The sequence below is a fragment of the Sphaerimonospora cavernae genome (assembly GCF_042435035.1).
Classification (GTDB): Bacteria; Actinomycetota; Actinomycetes; order Streptosporangiales; family Streptosporangiaceae; genus Sphaerimonospora; species Sphaerimonospora cavernae.
Genome location: NZ_JBHMQT010000018.1, coordinates 1 through 20,281 on the forward strand (window position 1 = coordinate 1; position 20,281 = coordinate 20,281).

At 71.1% G+C, this 20,281-nt stretch carries 15 protein-coding genes; 12 read left to right on the forward strand and 3 right to left on the reverse strand.

The features are described from left to right. Positions 1 to 184: 184 nt before the first annotated feature. The 7 genes from ACFHYQ_RS10580 to ACFHYQ_RS10610 all read left to right on the forward strand — a co-directional run bounded on the left by ACFHYQ_RS10580 (position 185) and on the right by ACFHYQ_RS10610 (position 9,384). Positions 185 to 1,036: a class I SAM-dependent methyltransferase gene (locus ACFHYQ_RS10580; protein WP_394300938.1), complete on the forward strand. Its 852-nt coding sequence runs from the start codon at positions 185 to 187 to the stop codon at positions 1,034 to 1,036. A 53-nt stretch (positions 1,037 to 1,089) separates the two neighbouring features. Beyond that, positions 1,090 to 2,040 carry a lysylphosphatidylglycerol synthase domain-containing protein gene (locus tag ACFHYQ_RS10585; protein ID WP_394300939.1) on the forward strand — a complete coding sequence of 317 codons (951 nt, stop codon included), beginning with the start codon at positions 1,090 to 1,092 and terminating at the stop codon, positions 2,038 to 2,040. Positions 2,041 to 2,304: 264 nt separating this feature from the next. Continuing rightward, positions 2,305 to 3,444 carry a glycosyltransferase family 4 protein gene (locus ACFHYQ_RS10590; protein WP_394300940.1) on the forward strand — a complete coding sequence of 380 codons (1,140 nt, stop codon included), beginning with the start codon at positions 2,305 to 2,307 and terminating at the stop codon, positions 3,442 to 3,444. Positions 3,445 to 3,460: 16 nt separating this feature from the next. Further along, the gene (gene manB, locus ACFHYQ_RS10595; RefSeq protein WP_394300941.1) at positions 3,461 to 4,555 is read left to right on the forward strand and encodes a mannose-1-phosphate guanylyltransferase; all 1,095 of its coding nucleotides are present in this window, start codon (positions 3,461 to 3,463) and stop codon (positions 4,553 to 4,555) included. 6 nt (positions 4,556 to 4,561) lie between these two features. Then, a complete protein-coding gene (locus ACFHYQ_RS10600; protein ID WP_394300942.1) occupies positions 4,562 to 5,599 on the forward strand; it encodes a DNA-3-methyladenine glycosylase family protein in 1,038 nt (345 codons plus the stop codon). A gap of 291 nt (positions 5,600 to 5,890) precedes the next feature. Continuing rightward, complete coding sequence (locus tag ACFHYQ_RS10605) at positions 5,891 to 8,533, forward strand: bifunctional FO biosynthesis protein CofGH (protein ID WP_394300943.1); 2,643 nt, start codon at positions 5,891 to 5,893, stop codon at positions 8,531 to 8,533. Positions 8,534 to 8,607: 74 nt separating this feature from the next. Then, entirely contained in the window at positions 8,608 to 9,384 is a 777-nt protein-coding gene (locus tag ACFHYQ_RS10610; protein ID WP_394300944.1) for an SAM-dependent methyltransferase, read from the forward strand. On the opposite strand, the gene ACFHYQ_RS10615 is transcribed toward ACFHYQ_RS10610, so the two are convergent. Together ACFHYQ_RS10615 and cofD are read right to left on the reverse strand one after the other, a co-directional pair. Continuing rightward, entirely contained in the window at positions 9,385 to 10,716 is a 1,332-nt protein-coding gene (locus ACFHYQ_RS10615) for a coenzyme F420-0:L-glutamate ligase (protein WP_394300945.1), read from the reverse strand. A 155-nt stretch (positions 10,717 to 10,871) separates the two neighbouring features. Next, on the reverse strand, positions 10,872 to 11,810 hold the full coding sequence (gene cofD, locus ACFHYQ_RS10620) for a 2-phospho-L-lactate transferase (protein WP_394300946.1): 939 nt from the start codon (positions 11,808 to 11,810) through the stop codon (positions 10,872 to 10,874). Between the two features lie 170 nt (positions 11,811 to 11,980). Here cofD and ACFHYQ_RS10625 point away from each other — a divergent pair, with 170 nt between their 5' ends. The 4 genes from ACFHYQ_RS10625 (at position 11,981) to ACFHYQ_RS10640 (ending at position 19,220) form a co-directional block, all read left to right on the forward strand. Then, positions 11,981 to 14,179 (forward strand): hypothetical protein, encoded by a 2,199-nt coding sequence (locus ACFHYQ_RS10625; protein ID WP_394300947.1) that lies wholly within the window; start codon positions 11,981 to 11,983, stop codon positions 14,177 to 14,179. 206 nt (positions 14,180 to 14,385) lie between these two features. After that, on the forward strand, positions 14,386 to 14,628 hold the full coding sequence (locus tag ACFHYQ_RS10630) for a WhiB family transcriptional regulator (protein WP_200926223.1): 243 nt from the start codon (positions 14,386 to 14,388) through the stop codon (positions 14,626 to 14,628). Positions 14,629 to 14,772: 144 nt separating this feature from the next. Beyond that, positions 14,773 to 17,694 (forward strand): glycosyltransferase, encoded by a 2,922-nt coding sequence (locus tag ACFHYQ_RS10635; RefSeq protein ID WP_394300948.1) that lies wholly within the window; start codon positions 14,773 to 14,775, stop codon positions 17,692 to 17,694. Then, positions 17,691 to 19,220, forward strand: a complete 1,530-nt coding sequence (locus tag ACFHYQ_RS10640; RefSeq protein WP_394300949.1) for a DUF5719 family protein — start codon at positions 17,691 to 17,693, stop codon at positions 19,218 to 19,220. Before ACFHYQ_RS10635 ends, ACFHYQ_RS10640 begins: the two co-directional genes overlap by 4 nt. A 16-nt stretch (positions 19,221 to 19,236) precedes the next feature. Here ACFHYQ_RS10640 and ACFHYQ_RS10645 read toward each other — a convergent pair whose 3' ends face one another. Continuing rightward, positions 19,237 to 19,632, reverse strand: a complete 396-nt coding sequence (locus ACFHYQ_RS10645) for a metallopeptidase family protein (protein ID WP_204017963.1) — start codon at positions 19,630 to 19,632, stop codon at positions 19,237 to 19,239. Between the two features lie 240 nt (positions 19,633 to 19,872). On the opposite strand from ACFHYQ_RS10645, the gene ACFHYQ_RS10650 reads away from it, so the two are divergent. Then, positions 19,873 to 20,238 (forward strand): DUF3499 domain-containing protein, encoded by a 366-nt coding sequence (locus tag ACFHYQ_RS10650; RefSeq protein ID WP_204019143.1) that lies wholly within the window; start codon positions 19,873 to 19,875, stop codon positions 20,236 to 20,238. The last annotated feature ends 43 nt before the right edge of the window (positions 20,239 to 20,281 follow it).

The window sequence follows — 20,281 nt, forward strand, 5'->3', positions numbered from 1 at the left end:
GGTCAACTGCCATTGCTGCGAGTATTCGCGAGATCACGCGGGGGGGGGGGGCTGTCGCTGCTGCCGTCGCTGGTCGTGGTTCAAGGCTGTGATTCGCAACGGGGTTGGGCCGGGCGAAGGTACTGTTGGGCACCGTGGAACGGAACCCTGATCGCGAGTGTGGCGGCAGCGGCGGTGATCGGTCGTGAGCGAGGGGCGGGCGGCACAGCTCGAGTACTCCGAGTTCCAAGCCGCGATGCTCGACGAGGCCAAGCGCCGCCGGAAGGCCGCGAAGATCATCTCCGTGCTCGCGCATTTCCTGGGCAGGGAGAACGCCGATCCCGGCAAGGTCCTCGCCGGGCTCACCGTGGGCGATGTCGGCTGCTCGGCCGGGTTCATCGCCGACGAACTCGCCGGCGCCGGCGCGAGCCGTACGTTCGGGATCGACATCGACGTGCCGGGGCTGCGGAAGGCGGCCGACCGGTTCGGCGGGCGGGTCGGGTTCGTCTGCGCCGACGGCGGCGCGTTGCCGTTCCCGGACGGCTCGCTCGACGTGCTGGTCTTCAACCACATCTACGAGCACGTGGTCGACCCGGACGCGGTGATCGCGGACATGCACCGGGTGCTGGCCGACGACGGGGTGCTCTATCTCGGGCTCGGCAACCGGCTCGGCATCATGGAGCCGCACTACAAGCTGCCCTTCCTGTCCTATCTGCCGCCGGCCGCCGCCGACCGGTACGTCAGGGCGTTCGGCCGGGCCGACCACTACTACGAGCGCTTCCGCACTCGTGGGGGTCTGCGGCGGATGCTGGCGGCCTTCCACGTGTGGGACTACACGTTCCCGGTGCTCGCCTCGCCGGAGCGGTTCGCCGGGGGTGAGCTGTTCCCCGGTCCGGCGGGCCGTGCCGTACGGGAGACCCTGTCGCGGACGCCGCGCGCCGTGCTGCACGCCCTCCTGCCCGTCGTGCCGACGTACCTCTGGGTCGCCACCAAGACGCCGCGGCGGCCGCTCGGCGGCGCGCTCCCGCAGCCGCCCGAGCCGGTACGCACGCCGTGAAGCTCGGCCAGCCGCGTGAGAGACGTCAGCCGGCCGAACCGTTAGGCGGCCGGGTGAGCGGACGCAAGGTGGTCCGCGTGCTGTTCCTGCTGGTCGCGCTCGGGTTCGGCGCCTGGGCGATCGCCGGGCGGTGGGCCGAGGTCTCCGACGGCTTCGCCCGGCTGTCCTGGCCGGAACTGGCGGGGTCGCTCGCCGCCGTGCTCGGCGCGCTCGGCGCCGGGATGATGATGTGGCGTGCATTGCTGGCCGACCTCGGGTCGCCGCTGGCGTTCACCGACGCCGCCAAGATCTTCTTTGTCGGCCAGCTCGGCAAGTACATCCCCGGGTCGCTGTGGCCGGTGCTGGCCCAGATGGAGATGGGCCGTGATCACGGAATCCCTAGATCGCGCAGCGCCGCTGCCTTTTTCCTGACCTATCCGGTCTATCTGGCGAGCGGCCTGGTGGTGGCGGCGGTCACGCTGCCCGCGCCGGCGGGCGAGTCGGTGGCGCGGTACGCCTGGCTCCTGCTGCTCATCCCGGTGTTCGTCGCCGCACTGCACCCGGCGGTCGTCAACGGGGCGATCGGCTTCGGGCTGCGGAAGCTGCGGCGCCCGCCGCTCGAACGGCCGCTCACCCGCCGTGGGGTGCTCGTGTCCGCGGGTTGGGCGCTGGTCGGATGGGCGGCCTACGGCATGCACCTCGCGCTCATCGTGCACGCACTCGAGCCAGCCGGGGGAGGTGGGGCGTCCGGGGCGACGGCGGTGGTGCTGAGCTTCGGCGCGTTCGCGCTGGCCTGGTGCCTGGGCTTCCTGGTGGTCGTCGCACCGGCGGGCGCGGGCGTCCGGGAGGTCGCCATGTTCGCCGCGCTGGCCCCCGTGCTCGATCGGGGCTCGGCGACCGCCGCGGTGCTCTGCTCCCGCCTGATCGTCTCCATCGGCGACCTGGTCTGTGCCGCCCTGGCCGGTCTCGCCTCCCGGCGGGCCGTCTCTCCCTCCGACGCCGTTGAGAACGCCAAGCGGCGCTGATATTCCGTACAAACAGCGGAGTGGACTGGCATTTCCGGGCAATGGTCGCGGGTTCCGCGATTCTCTGACAGCCCCTTATGTGATTATCGCCACGGTTCGGGGGACGTCGGGAAGAGAGTGAAGGTGACGGTGACCGAGGGACGACTCTCTGTGGTCCGATCGCGAACACAGGGGAGCATCGGCAGGACCTCGGCCGCCCTCACCGGATGACACCGCCGGACCAATGAGTCCCGCCGCCGGGGCTCGCCGAGGGGAGCGATCTGGTTGACACCCCGAGTGCTCGTCGACGCCGCGGCGGTTCCCGCCGATCGCGGCGCGCTGATCCGGTACGTCGATGGGCTGGTCGCCGCCCTGCACGAGGCCGGCGCCGACCTCGCCGTGGTGTGCCAGCGCGCGGACGCCGAGCGGTACGGCAAGCTGGCCCCCGCCGCGCGGATCCTCGCCGGTCCGGCCGCCCTCACCAACCGGGGCAAGCGCCTGGTGTGGGAGCAGTTCGGCCTTCCCGTCCTCGCCCAACGCGCCGAGGCCGACGTGATCCACGCCCCTTACTACTCGATCCCACTGCGATCCGGACTGCCGATCGTGGCGACCATCCATGACGTGGCCTGCTTCACCGAGCCTGAGCCGGAGCCGGAGCAGTACGACACGGCCAGGGCGGCGTTCTTCCGCTCGGCCACGCGAACCGCCGTACGGCGGGCCAGCCGCCTCGTCGTGCCGTCCAAGGCCACGCGGGACGAGCTCGTCCGGGTGCTGGGGGCCGACCCGACCAGGATCGACGTCGCCTATCACGGCGTGGACACCGTGCTGTTCCGCCCGCCCGGCGAACGCGAGATCCGCCGGGTCGCCGACCGGATCGGCCTGCACGGTCATCCGTACATCGCCTATCTGGGCGTGCTCGAGCCGCGCAAGAACGTGCCGAACCTGATCCGCGGCTTCGCCGAGGCGGTGGGGCACCTGCCGGCACCGCCCGCGCTGGTGCTCGCCGGCGGGCCGGGCTGGGACGGCGAGGTCGAGGCGACGATGGCCGGACTGCCGTCCAGGATCAGGATCGTCCGGCCCGGATATCTTCCCTTCGCCGATCTGCCGGGCTTCCTGGGCGGCGCGCTCGTGGTCGCGTTCCCCTCACGCAGCGAGGGATTCGGGCTGCCGGTGCTGGAGGCGATGGCGTGCGGTGCGCCGGTGCTGACCACCCATCGGGCCTCACTTCCCGAGGTGGGCGGCGACGCGGTCGCCTATACCGAGCCGGATGCCGAGAGCGTCGCCGCCGCGCTGCGCGCGCTGCTGGAGTCGCCGCGACGGCGGACGGCGCTGTCGTCGGCCGGGGTCGACCGGGCGAGGGAGTTCACCTGGCGGCTGTCCGCCGAGGCCCACCTCGCGGCATATCAGCGTGCGGTGGACACCTGAGCTAGTCTGCCGGGCTATGGGTAACTCCGGTTCGCGATCGCTTGAAGCGATTCTCCTCGTCGGTGGTAAGGGGACGCGCCTGCGCCCGTTGACGATGTCGATTCCCAAGCCCCTCCTGCCCACCGCCGGGGTGCCGCTGCTGGAGCATCAGCTCGCGCGCGCCGCGGCCGCCGGGGTGCGGCATGTGGTGTTCGCCACGGCCTACCGCGCGGAGATGTTCGCGGAAAGTTTCGGCAGCGGCGGCAGGTTCGGGCTGGAGATCACCTATGTGACCGAGGACGTTCCGCTCGGCACGGGAGGCGCGATCCGCAACGCGTCGTCGGCGCTGCGGTCGGGGCCGGACGACCCCGTCTTCATCCTCAACGGGGACATCATCTCCGGCCACGACATGGCGGCGCAGCTGGCGGCGCACGAGAAGGCGGACGCCGCCGTGACGCTGCACCTCACCACTGTGGAGGACCCACGCCGGTACGGCTCGGTGCTGACCGACGCGCACGGCCGGGTGGAGGCGTTCATCGAGAAGTCGCCGACCCCGGTCACCGATCAGGTGAACGCGGGTTGCTACATATTCCGCCGCGGCGTCATCGACGAGATCCCGGCGGGACGCCCGGTCTCGGTGGAGTATGAGCTGTTCCCGAAGTTCCTGGCCGAGTCGACGCCGGTCCTGGGACATGTGGACCCCGCCTACTGGCTGGATGTGGGGACCCCGGCCGCCTTCGTACAGTGCTGCTGCGATCTCGCCCTTGGCCGGGTGCAGTCCCCGGCGCTGCCCGTTCAGGGGGTGCCCGCGCTGGTCGCGGAGGGGTCGGTCGTCGCGCCGGACGCCCGGGTGGAGGGCGGCTCGACGATCGGCGCGGGGGTGCTCGTCGCGTCCGCCGCCGTGATCGACGCGAGCGTGGTGATGGACGGCGCCGTGGTCGCGGAGGACGCCCGGGTGACGCGGTCCGTGGTGGGGCGTGGTGTCAAGATCGGCCCGGGTGTCGTGGTCGAGGACGCGATCGTGGGTGACGAGGCCGTCATCGAGGCGGGCAACGAACTGCGCGGTGGCATCCGGATCTGGCCCAGGTCCGTAATATCGGGCACGTCGGTCAGGTTCTCCAGCGATATGTGATCAACGATGTCGGACCTCACGCCCGCGCCGGTGTCCGCGCCGGGGCCGGGGCTGCCGAAATCCGTCGCGCCGCCACGGCCGTCCGAACGCGGATGGCGGCCGGCCATGCCGATCGACGTGGCGCTGACGCTGGCGCCCCATCGGCGCGGAGGCTCCGATCCCGCCTGGCGGCGTACCCCCGACGGGGCCGTCTGGCGCGCGTCCCGTACCCCCGACGGCCCCGCCACGCTGCGGATCGTCACGATCGAGCGAGCCGGAGAGGTCCGCGCTCAGGCCTGGGGACCTGGGGCGGAGTGGGCGCTGGAGACGCTGCCGGGGCTGCTCGGCGCCGACGACGACATGGCCGGCTTCGCCGACCTGCTGGCGGCGCTCACTCGCAGTATCCGGGCCGGCGAGACGGAGCAGGCTCGGCGGGCGATGTTCGTCGCCCGGCTCGCCGCCCGGCATTCCGGGCTGCGGATCGGGCGGTCCTTACGAGTCTTCGAGGCTCTGGTCCCCGCCGTGCTGGAGCAGAAGGTCGTCGGCAGGGAGGCCTGGCGGGCCTGGCGGTGGCTCGTCCGCCGGTACGGCGAGGCCGCGCCGGGCCCGGCGCCCGAAGGGATGACGGTGATCCCGCCGCCCGAGGTGTGGCGGCGGATCCCCTCGTGGGACTGGCACCGGGCCGGGGCGGAAGCCGTACGGGCGAGGACCGTCGTCAACGCGGCACGCCACGCCGAGAAGCTGGAAGCCACGTGCGGTGGCGCGGGCTCGGCCGAGGCGGACCGCCTGCTGCGGGCGCTGCCGGGCATCGGGGTGTGGACGTCGGCTGAGGTGCGTCAGCGCGCCCACGGGGATCCCGACGCGCCGAGCGTGGGTGACTACCACTTACCGAGCATCGTCGGATGGGCGCTGACCGGCCAGAAGACCGATGACGCGGGCATGCTCGCCCTGCTTGAGCCGTTCCGGGGGCATCGTCATCGGGTGATCAAGCTGATCGAGCTCAGCGGCATCCGCCCACCGGGCCGAGGCCCCCGCATGCCCGCCCGCGACTACCGCTCCTTTTAGTCGGGGCCTCTAAGTTTTTGGGGTTTTCCGGCTTCCAGCCTTGGCCGTCGCGGGTGTCCGCACCGAAGAGCGGGGCGAGCAGGGCGATGGCGGTGATGAAGACGAGGATGGCCCAGGGCATCGGATCTCCCGTGTGGTGTGTGCGTATCGTGACATTTCAAGTGTGCTTCGGTACGACTGTTTACGTCCAGCGAAATCTCTTTGGGTGGACGATTAAGAATCGCTGAAGATTGGTGAATCGATCAGACCCCGCCACAGGTGGGCGCCCGCCGGTTTCGTACTGTGCATCCTGTGCGTAACGAGGTTGTGATCCCCACGGAGGCCGCGATGCGGCGGGCGCTCGCCCGGGCACGGGACGGCAAGACACTGGATGCGGTCGAGGCCGCGATCCTGCTGCAGGCCCGCGGAGACGATCTGGAGACCCTTCTCGGGCACGCCTCGAGAGTGCGGGACGCGGGGCTCGCCGCCGTCGGACGGCCAGGCGTGATCACCTACAGCCGCAAGGTCTTCATCCCGCTGACCCGTCTGTGCCGTGACCGCTGCGGCTACTGCACATTCGCCACGGCCCCGAACAAACTGCCCGCCGCGTTCCTGTCACCCGACGAGGTGCTGGAGATCGCCCGGCAAGGAGCGGAGATGGGCTGCAAGGAGGCCCTGTTCACGCTCGGCGACCGGCCCGAGGACCGGTGGCATCAGGCGCGTGAGTGGCTGGACGCGCACGGCTACGACGACACGCTGTCGTATGTGCGGGCGATGGCGATCCGCGTCCTGGAGGAGACCGGGCTGCTGCCGCATCTCAATCCCGGGGTGCTGACCTGGCGCGACCTGCAGCGCCTCAAGCCGGTCGCGCCGTCGATGGGCATGATGCTGGAGACCACGTCGGAGCGGCTGTTCGCCGAGAAGGGCCAGGCGCACTACGGCTCTCCCGACAAGGACCCGGCCGTACGGCTGCGCGTGCTGGAGGACGCCGGGCGATCCAGCGTGCCGTTCACGACCGGCATCCTGATCGGCATCGGCGAGACCATCGAGGAGCGGGCCGACTCGATCTTCGCCATCCGGCGGGTGGCCAGGGAGTACGGCGGTGTCCAGGAGGTCATCGTCCAGAACTTCCGGGCCAAGCCCGACACCGCGATGCGTGGCATGCCCGACGCCGACCTGCACGAGCTGGCCGCGATGATCGCGGTGACGCGGCTCGTGCTCGGGCCCAGGGCGCGGGTCCAGGCACCGCCGAACCTGATCGGCGACGAGTACGGCCTGATGGTCCGCGCGGGCATCGACGACTGGGGCGGTGTCTCCCCGCTCACGCCCGATCACGTCAACCCCGAGCGGCCGTGGCCGCAGATCGACGAGTTGGCGGCCCGTACGGCTCGGGCCGGCTTCGAGCTGAAAGAGCGGCTGACGATCTATCCGGAGTACGTGCTGGCCGGGGAGCCCTGGCTCGACCCGCGGCTGCGCGAGCACGTGGCCGCGCTCGCCGACCCGCGGACCGGACTCGCCAGGGAGGGCGTGGCGCCGACCGGCCGACCGTGGCAGGAGCCGGACGGTGGTTTCGCCGCCGGACTGCGCACCAGCGGCCGGGCGGACCTGCACGTCTCCATCGACGCCGAAGGACGTACGAGCGACCGCCGTGACGACTTCGACAGCGTGTACGGCGACTGGGCGGCGCTGCGTGACCGTCTGCCGGGCGGCGGCGGGAGCCGTACCGGCGTGGTCGACGGCGTGGTGCGGGAGGCGCTGCGGCGCGCGGAGAGCGACCCGGCCAGGCTGACCGATGAGCAGGCGGTGGCGCTGCTGGGCCTCGCGGGCGACCAGACCGGCGCCGGCGCCGACGACGCGGGGCTGGACGAGCTGTGCCGGATCGCCGACGGGCTGCGCCGCCAGGCGGTGGGCGACGACGTCACCTACATCGTGAACCGGAACATCAACTTCACCAACGTCTGCTACACCGGCTGCCGGTTCTGCGCGTTCGCCCAGCGGCGGACCGACGCCGACGCCTACACCCTGTCGCTTTCCGAGGTGGCCGACCGGGCGCAGGAGGCCTGGGAGGCGGGGGCCACCGAGGTGTGCATGCAGGGCGGCATCCATCCGGATCTGCCGGGGACGGCCTACTTCGACATCGCGCGGGCGGTCAAGGAGCGCTGCCCGGACATGCACATCCACGCGTTCTCCCCGATGGAGGTCATCAACGGCGCGAGCCGGACGAACCTGTCCATCGAGGACTGGCTGCTCGCGGCCAGGGAGGCCGGGCTCGACTCGCTGCCGGGCACCGCGGCCGAGATCCTCGACGACGACGTCCGCTGGGTGCTCACCAAGGGCAAGCTCCCGGCAGCCGAGTGGATCGAGGTGATCACCACGGCGCACCGGCTGGGCATCCCGACGACCTCGACCATGATGTACGGCCACGTGGACACGCACGAGCACTGGGTACGGCACATCCGGCTTATCAGGACGATCCAGGAGGAGACGGGCGGGTTCAGCGAGTTCGTGCTACTGCCGTTCGTCCACCACAGCGCGCCCATCTACCTCGCGGGGATCGCCCGGCCGGGGCCGACGGCCCGGGAGAACCGGGCCGTACACGCGCTCGCCCGGATCATGCTGCACGGCGCGATCAGGAACATCCAGTGTTCGTGGGTCAAGCTCGGCGACGAGCTGTGCCGTTCCGTCCTCGCCGGCGGCGTCAACGACCTCGGCGGCACGCTGATGGAGGAGACGATCAGCCGGATGGCCGGATCCGAGAACGGGTCCTACAAGACGATCAGTGACATCGCCGCGATGGTCGCCCCGACCGGACGGCCGCTGCGCCGGCGGACCACGTCGTACGGCACGCCCGATCCCGAGCGCCTCGCTGCGGCCGAGCGCAGCGACGGGGTCTGCCGCAGCGTGCGTCTGCCAGTCATAGCGTCCGACGAGACGGGTCCGGGGCACCGGGGGTAGCGGCGGCAGCCGGGAGAATCACGACATGCGCAAAAGATCTAAAATGGCGCATACCGCGAAGTACCATGAGCCCCATGGTCGAAGGCGCCCCTCCCCGCGGTATTGACGTCAGCACGCCCAACGTCGCCCGCATCTATGACTACATGCTCGGGGGCAAGGACAACTTCGCCGCCGACCGCGAGGCGGCCGAGCAGATCCTCAAGGCGTTCCCCGAGGCCAGAGATGGCGTGCGGTACAACCGGGAGTTCCTCGGCACCGCCGTGCGCCACCTGACCGAGAAGGCGGGAATCCGGCAGTTCGTGGACATCGGGGCCGGGCTCCCGACACAGCGCAACGTTCACGAGGCGGCGCGCTCGATCACCCCTGACGCGCACACGGTCTACGTGGACAACGATCCCGTCGTGTGCGTGCACGGCAGGGCTATCCTCGCCAGCTCACCCGGGGCGGCGATGGTGCAGGCCGACCTGAGCCGGCCCAAGGAACTGGTCGCCGCGGTCGCCGAGTCCGGTCTGATCGACTGGTCCCGGCCCGTCGGGGTGCTCATGGTCGCGCTCCTCCACTTCCTCCCCGATCCCTATGAGGAGGTCGCCTACCTGCGCGAGATCATGGCCCCGGGAAGTCACCTGGTCATCACTCACATGACGCTGACCGACGACCGGGCGGGCGACACCGACCAGGTCAGAGGCGTCTACGAGAAGACCGCCTCCGGTCTCTTTCCCCGTGCCGTGGCGGACATCGTCAGATTCTTCGGTGATTTCGAGCAACTCGATCCGGCCCAGTTCATCGACGCGGCCCTGCTGCGCAGGTTCTCGTCGCTCGGCTGGGGCGCCGCCGCCCGCAAGGGAGCGTGATCACCGGGTTACGATGAAGTCGGCGGGGTCGCGGCGCGGCCGGTCCCTGGGCGGAGCGGCGGGGTGGCCGATGGCCACCGCGCCCATCGGATCCCAGGTCTCCGGTATGTCGAGCACCTTGCGCACCACGTCGCGGCAGAACATCGTGGACGACACCCAGGCCGAGCCCAGGCCCTCGACGGCGAGTTGGACGAGGAAGTTCTCCACCCCCGCTCCCGTCGCGACCACGAACATCTCCCGCTCGGCGGCGTTCCTGCGCTCGTCGCGGTAGGTGTGCGAGCCGTCCATGACCAGGCAGGGGACCGCCAGGTAGGGGGCGTTCCGCAGCACGTCGCCCCGCCTGATCCGCCGGGCGATCGACTCCTCGGAGAACCCGTCCGATCGCAGGTCCTCGATCCAGGCGTCCCGCATCGCGTCCAGCAGTGCCGTACGGGAGGCCGCGGTCTCCAGGAGGACGAACCGCCACGGTGTGGTGTGGTGCGGAGCCGGGGCGGTGACGGCCGCCGCCACCGCCCGCCGTACGGCCTCCGGATCCACGGCCTCGGCGGTGAACTCGCGGATCGTGCGGCGGGCGTGGACCACGTCGGCCGAGCCGTACCGGAACATGTCCATGTCGGCGGGCCGCACCAGTGCGCGGGCACCGGGGCCGTCGTCGGCGGTGACCAGGCCGGGCAGGCCGCGTACGACGGCGACCGGGACGCCGTCGAGCTTGCCCTTGACCAGCTCGGCGGCGGACGCCAGCTCGTCGATGAGCGCGGTGACCGTCGCCGACAGCTCGTTGCCGTACGGATCGAACCTCCCGCGGAAGTCGTCGAGCGGCCGGACGCCCGCCGCGCCGATCGCCACGTCGGTCAGGCCGTGCCGCCACGGCCGGCCGAACGTGTCGGAGACGATCACGCCGACCTGGACCCCCAGGCGCTCGTGCAGCCCTCGGCGGATCCGCCGGGCGGACTCGTCGGGGTCCTCGGGCAGCAGCAGGATCGTGCCGGGGGAGGTGTTGGAGGCGTCGACCCCGGCCGCCGCCATCACGAAGCCGTGCCGTGTCTGCGCGATCACGGTCTCGCCTCGCCGGGCGACCACGCGCGCCGTCTCCTCCTCGATCGCGGCGGTACGGACGTCGCCCTGTCTCGTATCGCTGTCGCCTTGTGTCGTACGGCTCTGGCGGATCCGACCCTCGGCCTTGCTGATGATTTTGGAGGTTATGACGAGGATGTCGCCGTCGGCCAGGCCGTCGGTCAGGTCAGGCGCGGCTCGCGCGACGAGGTCGGCGACGTCGTCGCCGGGCCGTACTTCGGGCAGTCCGGGCACGCCGGTGATGGCGATGTGGGTCACGGGTTCCCTCTGTGCAAGATCATGGACGCTGTTCTACCTGTTCAGAGTGGTCGGCTGCGAGAAACTGCAAGATCACGGTGGCCGAATTCGCTGGTCGGCGGGCGTGTCTGCGAGAAACTGCAAGATCACGCGGGGGTTGTGTGTGTGTGTGGGGGTCACGCTTTGAGGGAGGTCGCGAGGGTGAGGGCGGCGGCGGCGATGTCCCTGGTGGCCTCGGGGGAGTCCATGAGCAGCGGGCGGGCCTCGACGGTCACGCCGTCCAGGGAGACGTCCTTGTCCTGCTCGGCCACGAGCCACCCGTCGATCAGGCGTGAGCCGTACAGCTCGAGGACCGCCTGGGCGCTGGTGTGCACGCCTATCGCGGTCAGGCAGGCGTCGGCCATGCCGCGGACCGGCGCCCCGCCGATGATCGGGGAGACGCCGACGACGGTCTTCTCCTCCAATGCCGTCCGGATGCCGGGGATCTGCAGGATCGTGCCGATGCTGACGACCGGGTTCGAAGGCGGAAGGATCACGAAATCGGCGTCTCGGATGGCCTCCAGGACGCCGGGAGCCGGACGGGCGTCGTCGGCGCCCACGAGCACGATCTGCTCGGCCGGTACGGAAGCGCGCAGCCGCACCCACCACTCCTGGAAGTGGATCGCCCGCCTGCCGCCTTCGTCGGAGACGACCACGTGGGTCTCGGTCTGGTCGTCGGACATCGGCAGCAGCCGCACGCCCGGCCGCCACCGCACGCACAGCGCCTCGGTCACCTGCGAGAGCGGATAGCCGGCCGCCAGCATCTGCGAGCGCACGATGTGCGTCGCGAAGTCGCGGTCGCCCAGCCCGAACCACTGTGGCTCCATCTCGTAGGCGGCCAGCTCCTCCTTGACGGTGAAGCTCTCATCGGCGCGTCCCCAGCCCTGCTCCTCGTTGATGCCGCTGCCCAGCGTGTACATGACGGTGTCGAGGTCGGGACAGACACGCAGGCCGAAGAGCGTGATGTCGTCTCCGGTGTTGCCGATCACGGTGATCTCGGCGTCGGGCGCCGCTGCTCTGAGGCCGCGAAGGAAGCGAGCACCGCCGATTCCTCCGGCGAGGGACACGATTCGCATGTCTCTCAGTCTTCCATCGAGCCGTCTCCCCGCGTGAGGGGCCACCATGAGATGCAGGGATAAGGGGATTAGTAGGCTCTCGCGGCTTATGAGGTTCTTGTCGCGGCATACACCAATGTCGGCTGTGTGCAAAACTTCCCCGAGCACCGTTTTGACCGTTGGGGGGAGCCATGCTCAAGGCCGACAACGACCGGCTGCGCGAGCCAGCCGCGTTGATCATGCTCGCGGTGCTGGTCACGGGCACCCTCGTCGGCATCGCACAGTTGCTGATCGGTGAGAGCCCGATGTCCACCTTCGGTGACCGGGCGGTCCCCGGTCTGGCGAGCCTCGCTTTCCCGATGTGGACCGCCCTCGCCGTGGGCGCGGTGCTGCTCGTGACCAAGTTCGGCGCGCCGACGCCGCGCGCCCGCCTGGTCGCGCTCGGCTCGGCCGGGACGCTCGGCCTGGGCGTGCTTTTCAGCCTGATCAGTGTGCTGGGCGTGCTGTTCGGCGGTGACTGGACCTTCCGCACCCGGTTCGAGTCCCTGCTCACCGGGGTTCCTCAGATCGCCCTGGCCGCCATCGGGATCGTCTTCGCGATCAGGTCCGCCGCCAACCTCCAGTCCGGCGGCTCCTCCGCCGTGCCGAACCAGAGCTTCTATGGAGGACCGCAAAGCGACGCCTACGGCCCGCAGGGGCAGGCGTACGCCCCCGGTCCGCAGCAGGCCGGTCCGCAGCAGGCCGGTCCGCAGCAGGTCGGCCAGCAACTGGGAGGGCACCCCGACGGCGCCTACGGGGCGGGTTACGGTCAGGGCCCGGCCCCTCAGTCCCCACAGCCCGTTCAGCCTTCACAGCCCGTTCAGCCTTCACAGTCCTCTCAGTCCCCTCAGCCCGCCCAGTCCCCTCAGCTTGTCCAGCAGGACCACGGCGTACACCCCGGAGCCATGCCGCCCGTGCCCACCACTCAGGGTCAGTACGGCCCGCCCGGCCCGTACGGCGATCCGCATGGGGTCGGCCAGCCCGGTCCCGGCCCGATCCAACAGGGCCCGATCCAACAGGGCCCGACCCAACAGGGCCCGATCCAACAGGGCACAGTTCAGCAGGGCGTAGCTCAACAAGGCACAGTTCAGGAGGGCACTGCCCAGCAGGAGCAGGGATCGGGCCAGGGACAGCCGACGCCCGCCGTCGCTCCCGCTCCCGCCGCCTCCTATCCGCAGCTTCCGGCGCCACCGCCGGAGACCGCTGCGACAGAGCAGCAGCAGTACGCCCACGACTCGTACGGAACCGCGTACCCGGCGCAGGACCGTGGTCAAGGGGCCTTCAGCCAGGACCGCTCCGAGGATCCCTACGCCGCTCAGGATCCCTACGCCCAGAACACTCCGTACGCGCAGAACATCCCGTACACGCAAAACACCCCGTATGCGCAGAACGCCGCGTACACCCAGCATGCCCCGCACACGCAGGAGTCGTACGGGCAGCCCGCTCAGCAGCAGCCGTGGTCGGCGGCCGAACACCAGGGGCAGGACCGTCAGCCGTCCCCGCAGGACTTCCAGACGGGGGCGCACTACTCCGAGCAGTTCGGCGCCGCGCTCCCTCCGGCCCCGTCGACCCAGGGCGCGTCCGGTCAGGCTCTGCCGGGTCAGCCCCCGCAGGGCCCGATGTTCGACCAGTACGGCTACGCCGGCCAGCAGCAGCCCGGTGCTGAGGCGGGCGTCGGCCAGGGCGCCTACGCCGAGTCCTCGTACGGATCGCCCGCCGCCCCGCCCGCGGCGCCTTACGAGCAGGCGCCTTACGAGCAGGCACCCTACGAGCAGGGGCATTACGAGCAGGGTCGGCCCTACGGTCAGCAGGGCGGCTCGCCGTTCAGCGGATATTCGGGCCCCCAGTTCGCCAGGCAGGCGCCCGCCGCCCCGGCCTTCGACTCCGGCTACGAGACGACCTACGACGACTCTCCGAGATACGAAGGTGCGGCCGACCCGCGCGGGCAGCAGCTCGCGCAGGCGTACCAGCAGGCGCAGAGCTACCAGCAGCAGGCCAGGCCGAGCGACTACTCCAGCGGCCCGACCGGGCCCTTGGACCCGCCGCAGAGCTACCAGGACTTCTACGACAGCCCGCTCGGTCACCCGCAGATGTCCGACCGTCCGGCCGACCCGGCGTCCGGGGGCGCGGCCGCCGACCAGACCGTGCGCTTCGACCCGGTCGCCTACCAGGGAGATCCGCTGAGCGGTCCCAGCCCGACCGGGGGTCCGACCCGCCGGGAGGAGCCCATCGACCCGACCGCGATCTACGCCCCCGACCGGTCGCAGGCAAAGTATGAGGAAGGTTCCGGCAGCGATCAGTCAGGCCGCGGAACCGACCCCAACCTCCCTTGGTATGGTTCCGAACGCTGATTGGAGCGAAGAGCAGTACGGACGAACCGGGGCAAGCGTGTCTTTCCCCGGGTATCGTTATGCCGCTTGACGCCACACGCACCACGTGCGTGTAATTACAGACATGTTGTTACGCCTTCCCACGGGTGGGTATAGGGGAGGCGTTTTATGGGGGGCTCCATGTGGGCGGGCGAGCGACAGGGAGGTGTGCATTGACCGATCTGGTCATGGCACAGGCGCTCGATGGTGAAGATCTTGGTTGGCAGGAACGCGCGTTGTGCGCCCAGACCGATCCGGAGGCGTTCTTTCCCGAGAAAGGCGGCAGCACTCGGGAAGCCAAGAAGGTCTGCCGCTCGTGTGAGGTGCGGGCCGAGTGTCTGGAGTACGCACTCGAGCATGACGAGCGGTTCGGCATCTGGGGCGGGCTGTCGGAGCGTGAACGTCGCAGGCTGAAGCGTCAGGCCGGCTGATCAGCCCGCTCGGGCGCGCCCGTCTTTCGGGTTTCGGGCGTTTCCGCTGACCGGATGGGTCCGTTTCCTATGCGTGTGATCGGATGAGTCCGCACTTGCCGTATCGTGGTCGGCGCTAGCCGTACGACCCCCCAAGGATTCGACGTGCACTCGGTCACCGCGATCGTCGTCGCCCATGACGGCGCCCGATGGCTCAAGGAGACGCTGGCGGCCGTGCTGCGACAGACCCGGCCGCTCGACCGCGTCGTCGGTGTCGACAACGGCAGCCGCGACGGCAGCGGGCGGGTCCTGGCCGAGGTGTTCGGCGCCGGCAGCGTACTGAGTCTTCCGAGGTCGACCGGCTTCGGCGAGGCCGTGCACGAGGTGCTGCGGCGCCTTCCGGCCGCGCCCGCCCAGACGCAGGCGGGTCACCCGCAAGGACAGGTACGTGAGTGGCTGTGGCTGCTTCACGACGACTGCGCGCCCGACGCGAAAGCTCTCCAGGCGATGCTCGCGGCGGCCGACCAGGATCCGAAGGCGGCCATCCTCGGCCCCAAGCTCCGCGACTGGCTCGACCGGCGGGTGCTGCTGGAGATCGGCGTGACGGTCAGCAGATCGGGTCGGCGCGACACGGGCCTGGAGCCCAGGGAGTACGACCAGGGTCAGCACGACGGCGCACACGGTGCGCGGGACGTGTTGTCGGTCTCCACGGCCGGCATGCTGATCCGCCGTGATGTCTGGGAGGAGTTGTCCGGGCTGGACCCGGAGCTTCCGCTCTTCCGCGACGATCTGGACCTGTGCTGGCGGGCCAGGACGGCCGGCCACCGCGTGCTCAACGTGAGCGGCGCCGTCGCCTGGCACGCGGAGGCCTCCGCCCGGCGGCGCAGGCGCGTCGCGACCAGTGATGAGCACCCGCGCCGGCTCGACCGGCGCAATGCGCTGTTCGTCATCATGGCGAACCTGCCCTTCTGGGCACTGCTGCGATCGATCATGCGAAACGTGTGCGGGTCGCTCGTACGGACGATGCTGTTCCTGCTGGCCAAACAGCCCGCCAACGCCCTGGACGAGGTGGTCGCGCTCGGTTCGGTCATCCGCCATCCGGTGCGGCTGTACCGGGCGCGTAAAGCACGCAGGAAGGGCAGGAAGCAGGGGTACCCGGCGGTCCGGCGCCTGTTCACCCCGCCGGGCGGGGCCTTCCGGCGGCTCACCGACATGGTGCAGAGCTTCCTGGCCGGCTCGGGGCCCGTCGAGTCCTCCGGTCGCCATCACGCGGGGGCCGCGGGCGGTGAGACGGACCAGGATGACGGGGAGGAACTGCTCGCCGACGCGGGCATGCTCCAGCGGGTGTTCGGCAATCCGGGCGTGCTGCTCTGCCTCGTGCTCACCGCCGTCACGCTCGTGGCCGAGCGGTCGCTGCTGGTGGGTGACCTGCTGGAGGGCGACCTGCTGGGGGGCGGCGCGCTGACGCCGGTCGTGGGCGGCGCCGGGGACCTGTGGCGGCTGTACACCGAGGGGCATCACGCCGCCGGCCTGGGCTCCGACAACTGGGCCCCGCCGTACGTGGCGGTGCTCGCGGCGCTGTCCGCGGTCGCTTTCGGCAAGACCTGGCTCGCGGTCGGCGTGCTGCTGCTGGGCTGCGTGCCACTCGCCGGATTCTCGGCTTATGTCGCTACCAAGAGGATGATTCCGTACAGGCCGGCCCGGGTCTGGCTGGCGGCCACCTACGCCCTGCTGCCGGTCGCGACCGGCGCGATCGCGAGCGGGCGGCTCGGCACGGCGATCGTCTTCGTGCTGCTTCCGGTGTACGCGGCGCTCGGCACCAGGGTGGTCGCCGGTTCCCGCCGCGCGGCCTGGGGGTTCGGCCTGCTGCTCGCCGTCGGGACGGCCTTCGTCCCCCTCGTCTACATCCTGGTGGCGGTGCTGGGCGCGCTCGCCGCGGTGTCCTTCGGCGGGATCCGGCGGGGCACGCGGACCTCGCTGGTCATCGGTCTCGGCACCCCGATCCTCCTGCTGTTCCCCTGGCTGGCCGAGCTGGTGCGGGAGCCGGGCCGCATCCTGCTGGAGGTGGGCCTGCGCGACCCCGCCCTGGCCGACCCCCGCCTGCCTGCCGAGTCTCTGCTCATGCTGAGCCCCGGCGGCCCGGGCGTGCCCCCGTTCTGGGTGACCGCCGGTCTGGTCGCCGTCGCCCTGGCCGCGCTGCTGCTGCGCCGCGACCAGATGGTGATGGTGATCGGATGGGGGGTCGTGCTCTTCGGCGTGCTCGTCGCCATCGTCGTCAGCCGTGCCACGGTCGACGGAGTCTCGGTCTGGCCCGGTGCGCCGATGGCACTGGCCGCGACCGGCCTGCTGCTGGCCGCCGCGCACCCGGCCTACCGCATCGCGGAGTTCCGCGCGGCGGGCGGGCTGCGCCGTCTGGGCGCGCTGCTCATCGCGGCCGTCGCCTTCGCCACCCCGGTCGCGGCCGCGTCGCTGTGGGTGAAGTCGGGCGCGGGCGGTCCACTGCGGTACGACGTCCCCGACCCGATGCCGGTCCTCGCCGCGGTCGGATCGGCAAACGGGCAGGGCACGCTGCTGTTGCGCCAGAAAGACGGGCGCGTCGTCTACACCGTCCTGCACGGCAGGGCCCCCCTGATCGGCGAGGCCGACCTGGAACCGCCCGACGACGATCGCCGGCGGTTCACCGACGCCGTGGCCGGGCTCACCTCAGGCCGTGGCGGTGCCGATGTCCAGACGATCGCGTCCTTCGGGGTTCAGTTCATCACCGTGCCCGCCCCCGTAGACCCGGCCCTGCGGCGGGCGCTGGACTCCGAGCCGGCCCTGGTGCGGATGAGCCTGTCGCAGGCCGGCGGGCTGTGGCGGATGGCCCATCCGGTCGCCCTCCCCACGCCGCGGACCGCCGACGACAGCCGGCACCGGGCCTGGCTGTGGGCTCAGGGAGGTCTGCTCGCCCTTGTGCTCATCCTCGCCTCGCCGGGCCGTACCAACCGGGAAGAGGAGTACGGCGAAGCCGACGTGCCGGCGGAGGAGAGCGCGAGGGAAGACAGGGCGAAGAGAAACAGGGCGAAGGCGAACAGGGTGCGAGCATGAAAGGACTGATCGAGAACCGCTTCGGCCTGCTCGCCCTGGTGCTGGTCGCGCTGGCCGCCCTGTACGGCGCGGCCTACGTCGGCCGGCCCGCCCCGGTGGTGCAGCGGCAGCCCCAGGCGGTGAAGGCTCCGGTGGAGGCCGTGTCCGTGGTGTGCCCGGCCCCGGGCGGCAGCAAGATCAGCGTCGTGTCTCCGCCCGATTCTGAAGGGCCCCATTCTGAAGGGCCCCATTCTGAAGGGCCCGATGCCGAGAGTTCCGGCGGCAAGGGCACGGGTAGCGCCACGCTCACGCAGGTGCACGCATCAGCCGAGGCCGCGGGCGCCAAGACGGAGAAGGACGGGAGATCCCCGAAGCCGGAGACCGTGATCGACAGGCCGGGCGTGCTGTGGCAGCGGGAGATGCCCGCCGGCGGTGGGCCGGTCACGGTAGCGGCGACCGGCGCCATGGCCCCCGGGCTGGAGAGCGCGCAGACCGCCCGTGAGACCTCCGGGACCCAGCGCGGGCTGGCGGGCGTCCGCTGCGTCGAGCCCGGCGCCGACGCCTGGTTCGTCGGCCCGGGACCGGCAGGGGCGGATGTGCGGCTCTATCTCGCCAACGCCGACGCCGCGCCCGCCGACGTGTCGGTCATGATCTATTCGGGTGAGGGCCCGGTGCTCAGCGACCGGGGGAACGGGGTGATCCTCCAGCCGGGTGAGCACAAGGCGATCGATCTGCGCGATCTCGCACCCTCACCCCTGGTGATGGCGCTGCGCGTGAGCACGGGCAACGGGCGGGTGGCCGCCGCGGTCAAGGTCGTCCTCAGGAAGGGCGTCGACTGGCTGCCGGTGGCCGCGGCGCCGTCCACCACGGTGGTGGTCCCCGGCATTCCCGGCATCGCGGGCCGCCGCGAACTGTACGTCACGGCCCCCGGAGAGGAGGACACCGTCGTCCAGGTGAAGGCCGTGCTCAAGGACGGCTTCTACGCCCTCAAGAACAAGGAGGACGTGGACGTGCCCGCGGGCTCCACCGCGACGATGGACCTGACGACCGGCATCGGCGGACAGCCGGCGGCGCTGGTGCTGACCTCGGATGCGCCGATCGTCGCCGGCATGATGATCACCGGGACCGGCGCCGCGCAGGACGTCGCGTTCACCGCGGGAGCGCAGCCGATCGACCTCGGCAGCGTGGTGGCCGACGGACGGTCCTCCCGGAAGCAGACCTCGCGTCTCGTGCTGTCGGCCCCGTTCGCGGCGGGCGCCGTACGGATCCGGATCCTGCCTCAGAAGGGGACCGTGCCGGAGCCGATGGAGGTGACCGTGCCGGCCGGCCGGACCAGGGAGGTCAAGCTCAAGCCGCCCGCGGGGTCCGGGTCCGCCTTCGCCGTCGTCGTGCAGCCGCTGCCCGGCTCCGGTCCCGTGTACGGCGGACGCGTGCTCGACGAGTCGACCCGAGACGGCCTGCTGATCACCGCACAGCCACTCGCCCTCGCCCGGATCTGGACGCTCGTCCCGTCCACCACCGACTCCCCGGCCGCCGTTCTCCCTTGAGATCCCGCGCGGAAGGTCAATGGCGGTCGTCGTATCCGGGGTCGATGGTCTCCGGGGCGAGCCCGAGGAGACTGGCCACCTGCTCGACGACGACGTCGAGCACGAGCGTGCCGAGCTGGTCGCGGTCACGGGCCCTGGCCTCGAGCGGGCGACGGTAGACGATCACCGCGGCCGGATCCTTCCCTGCCGCGGACTCCGCCCGCCCGAGCGGGATGGGATCCGACGAGAGCCTGGTCGGCCCGTCGATCAACTCGTGCGGCGGAGGGACCTCCTCCACGGCGAACTCCACCGATGCGAGCTGCGCGCCCCACCGGGGCTTGAGCCGGTCCACCGCGTCGAGCACCAGGTCGTCGAAGCGCTCACCGCGCGACTTGGCGATCGGCACATGAGACGGTGCGATCGGTCCGCGCATGCCGCGGCCGTGCCGGTCGCGTCGCCGGACCCGCCGCTGGGGATCCGGGCCGCCGCCGCGCTCGCTCCGCTCGCTCACGCAGCCAGCTTAGGCTGTGTCCCTGGGGCGTGTTCCAAAAGTCATGCCCCTGCCGTGAGCCGGGCATGGGTACCTCGAATATTTTGGACGGATTGTGGCGACACGCTCGATAAGAGTGCCAGGGTGGTGGCAATGTGAACGCGGACCGGATACGGTCCCACCGTGAGCCCCGTCCGCAGCTGTTCCCGTACCGCCTGCAGGCAGCCTGCCGTCTTCACACTCACGTATGTCTACGCCGACTCCACCGCTGTCCTCGGCCCGCTGGCGACGTACGTAGAGCCTCACTGTTACGACCTGTGCGCGGAGCATGCGGAGCGGCTCACCGCACCGCGGGGATGGGAGGTCGTACGGCTTCCGTCGGAGGCGGTCTCGCCGAGCGGCGACGATCTGGAGGCGCTGGCCAACGCGGTGCGCGAGGCCGCACGTCCCGCCCCGGCGGCGGGGGAGCCGGTCGGACAGGCGGTCGAGGTGGGGCGCCGGGGGCACCTGCGGGTGCTGAAGTCGGCACAGCCGAACCGGGAGCGGTGACCTCGCGTCACGACGGCGCTATAGGCTCGACTGCGAAGACGTC

Excerpts from the sequence above, each read along its gene's own strand:
- ACFHYQ_RS10640 (WP_394300949.1), top strand. The coding sequence starts at position 17,691 with ATGAAAGGACTGATCGAGAACCGCTTCGGCCTGCTCGCCCTGGTGCTG.
- ACFHYQ_RS10645 (WP_204017963.1), bottom strand. The coding sequence starts at position 19,632 with ATGCGCGGACCGATCGCACCGTCTCATGTGCCGATCGCCAAGTCGCGC.
- manB (WP_394300941.1), top strand. The coding sequence starts at position 3,461 with ATGGGTAACTCCGGTTCGCGATCGCTTGAAGCGATTCTCCTCGTCGGT.
- ACFHYQ_RS10610 (WP_394300944.1), top strand. The coding sequence starts at position 8,608 with ATGGTCGAAGGCGCCCCTCCCCGCGGTATTGACGTCAGCACGCCCAAC.
- cofD (WP_394300946.1), bottom strand. The coding sequence starts at position 11,810 with ATGCGAATCGTGTCCCTCGCCGGAGGAATCGGCGGTGCTCGCTTCCTT.
- ACFHYQ_RS10600 (WP_394300942.1), top strand. The coding sequence starts at position 4,562 with ATGTCGGACCTCACGCCCGCGCCGGTGTCCGCGCCGGGGCCGGGGCTG.
- ACFHYQ_RS10630 (WP_200926223.1), top strand. The coding sequence starts at position 14,386 with ATGGCACAGGCGCTCGATGGTGAAGATCTTGGTTGGCAGGAACGCGCG.
- ACFHYQ_RS10625 (WP_394300947.1), top strand. The coding sequence starts at position 11,981 with ATGCTCAAGGCCGACAACGACCGGCTGCGCGAGCCAGCCGCGTTGATC.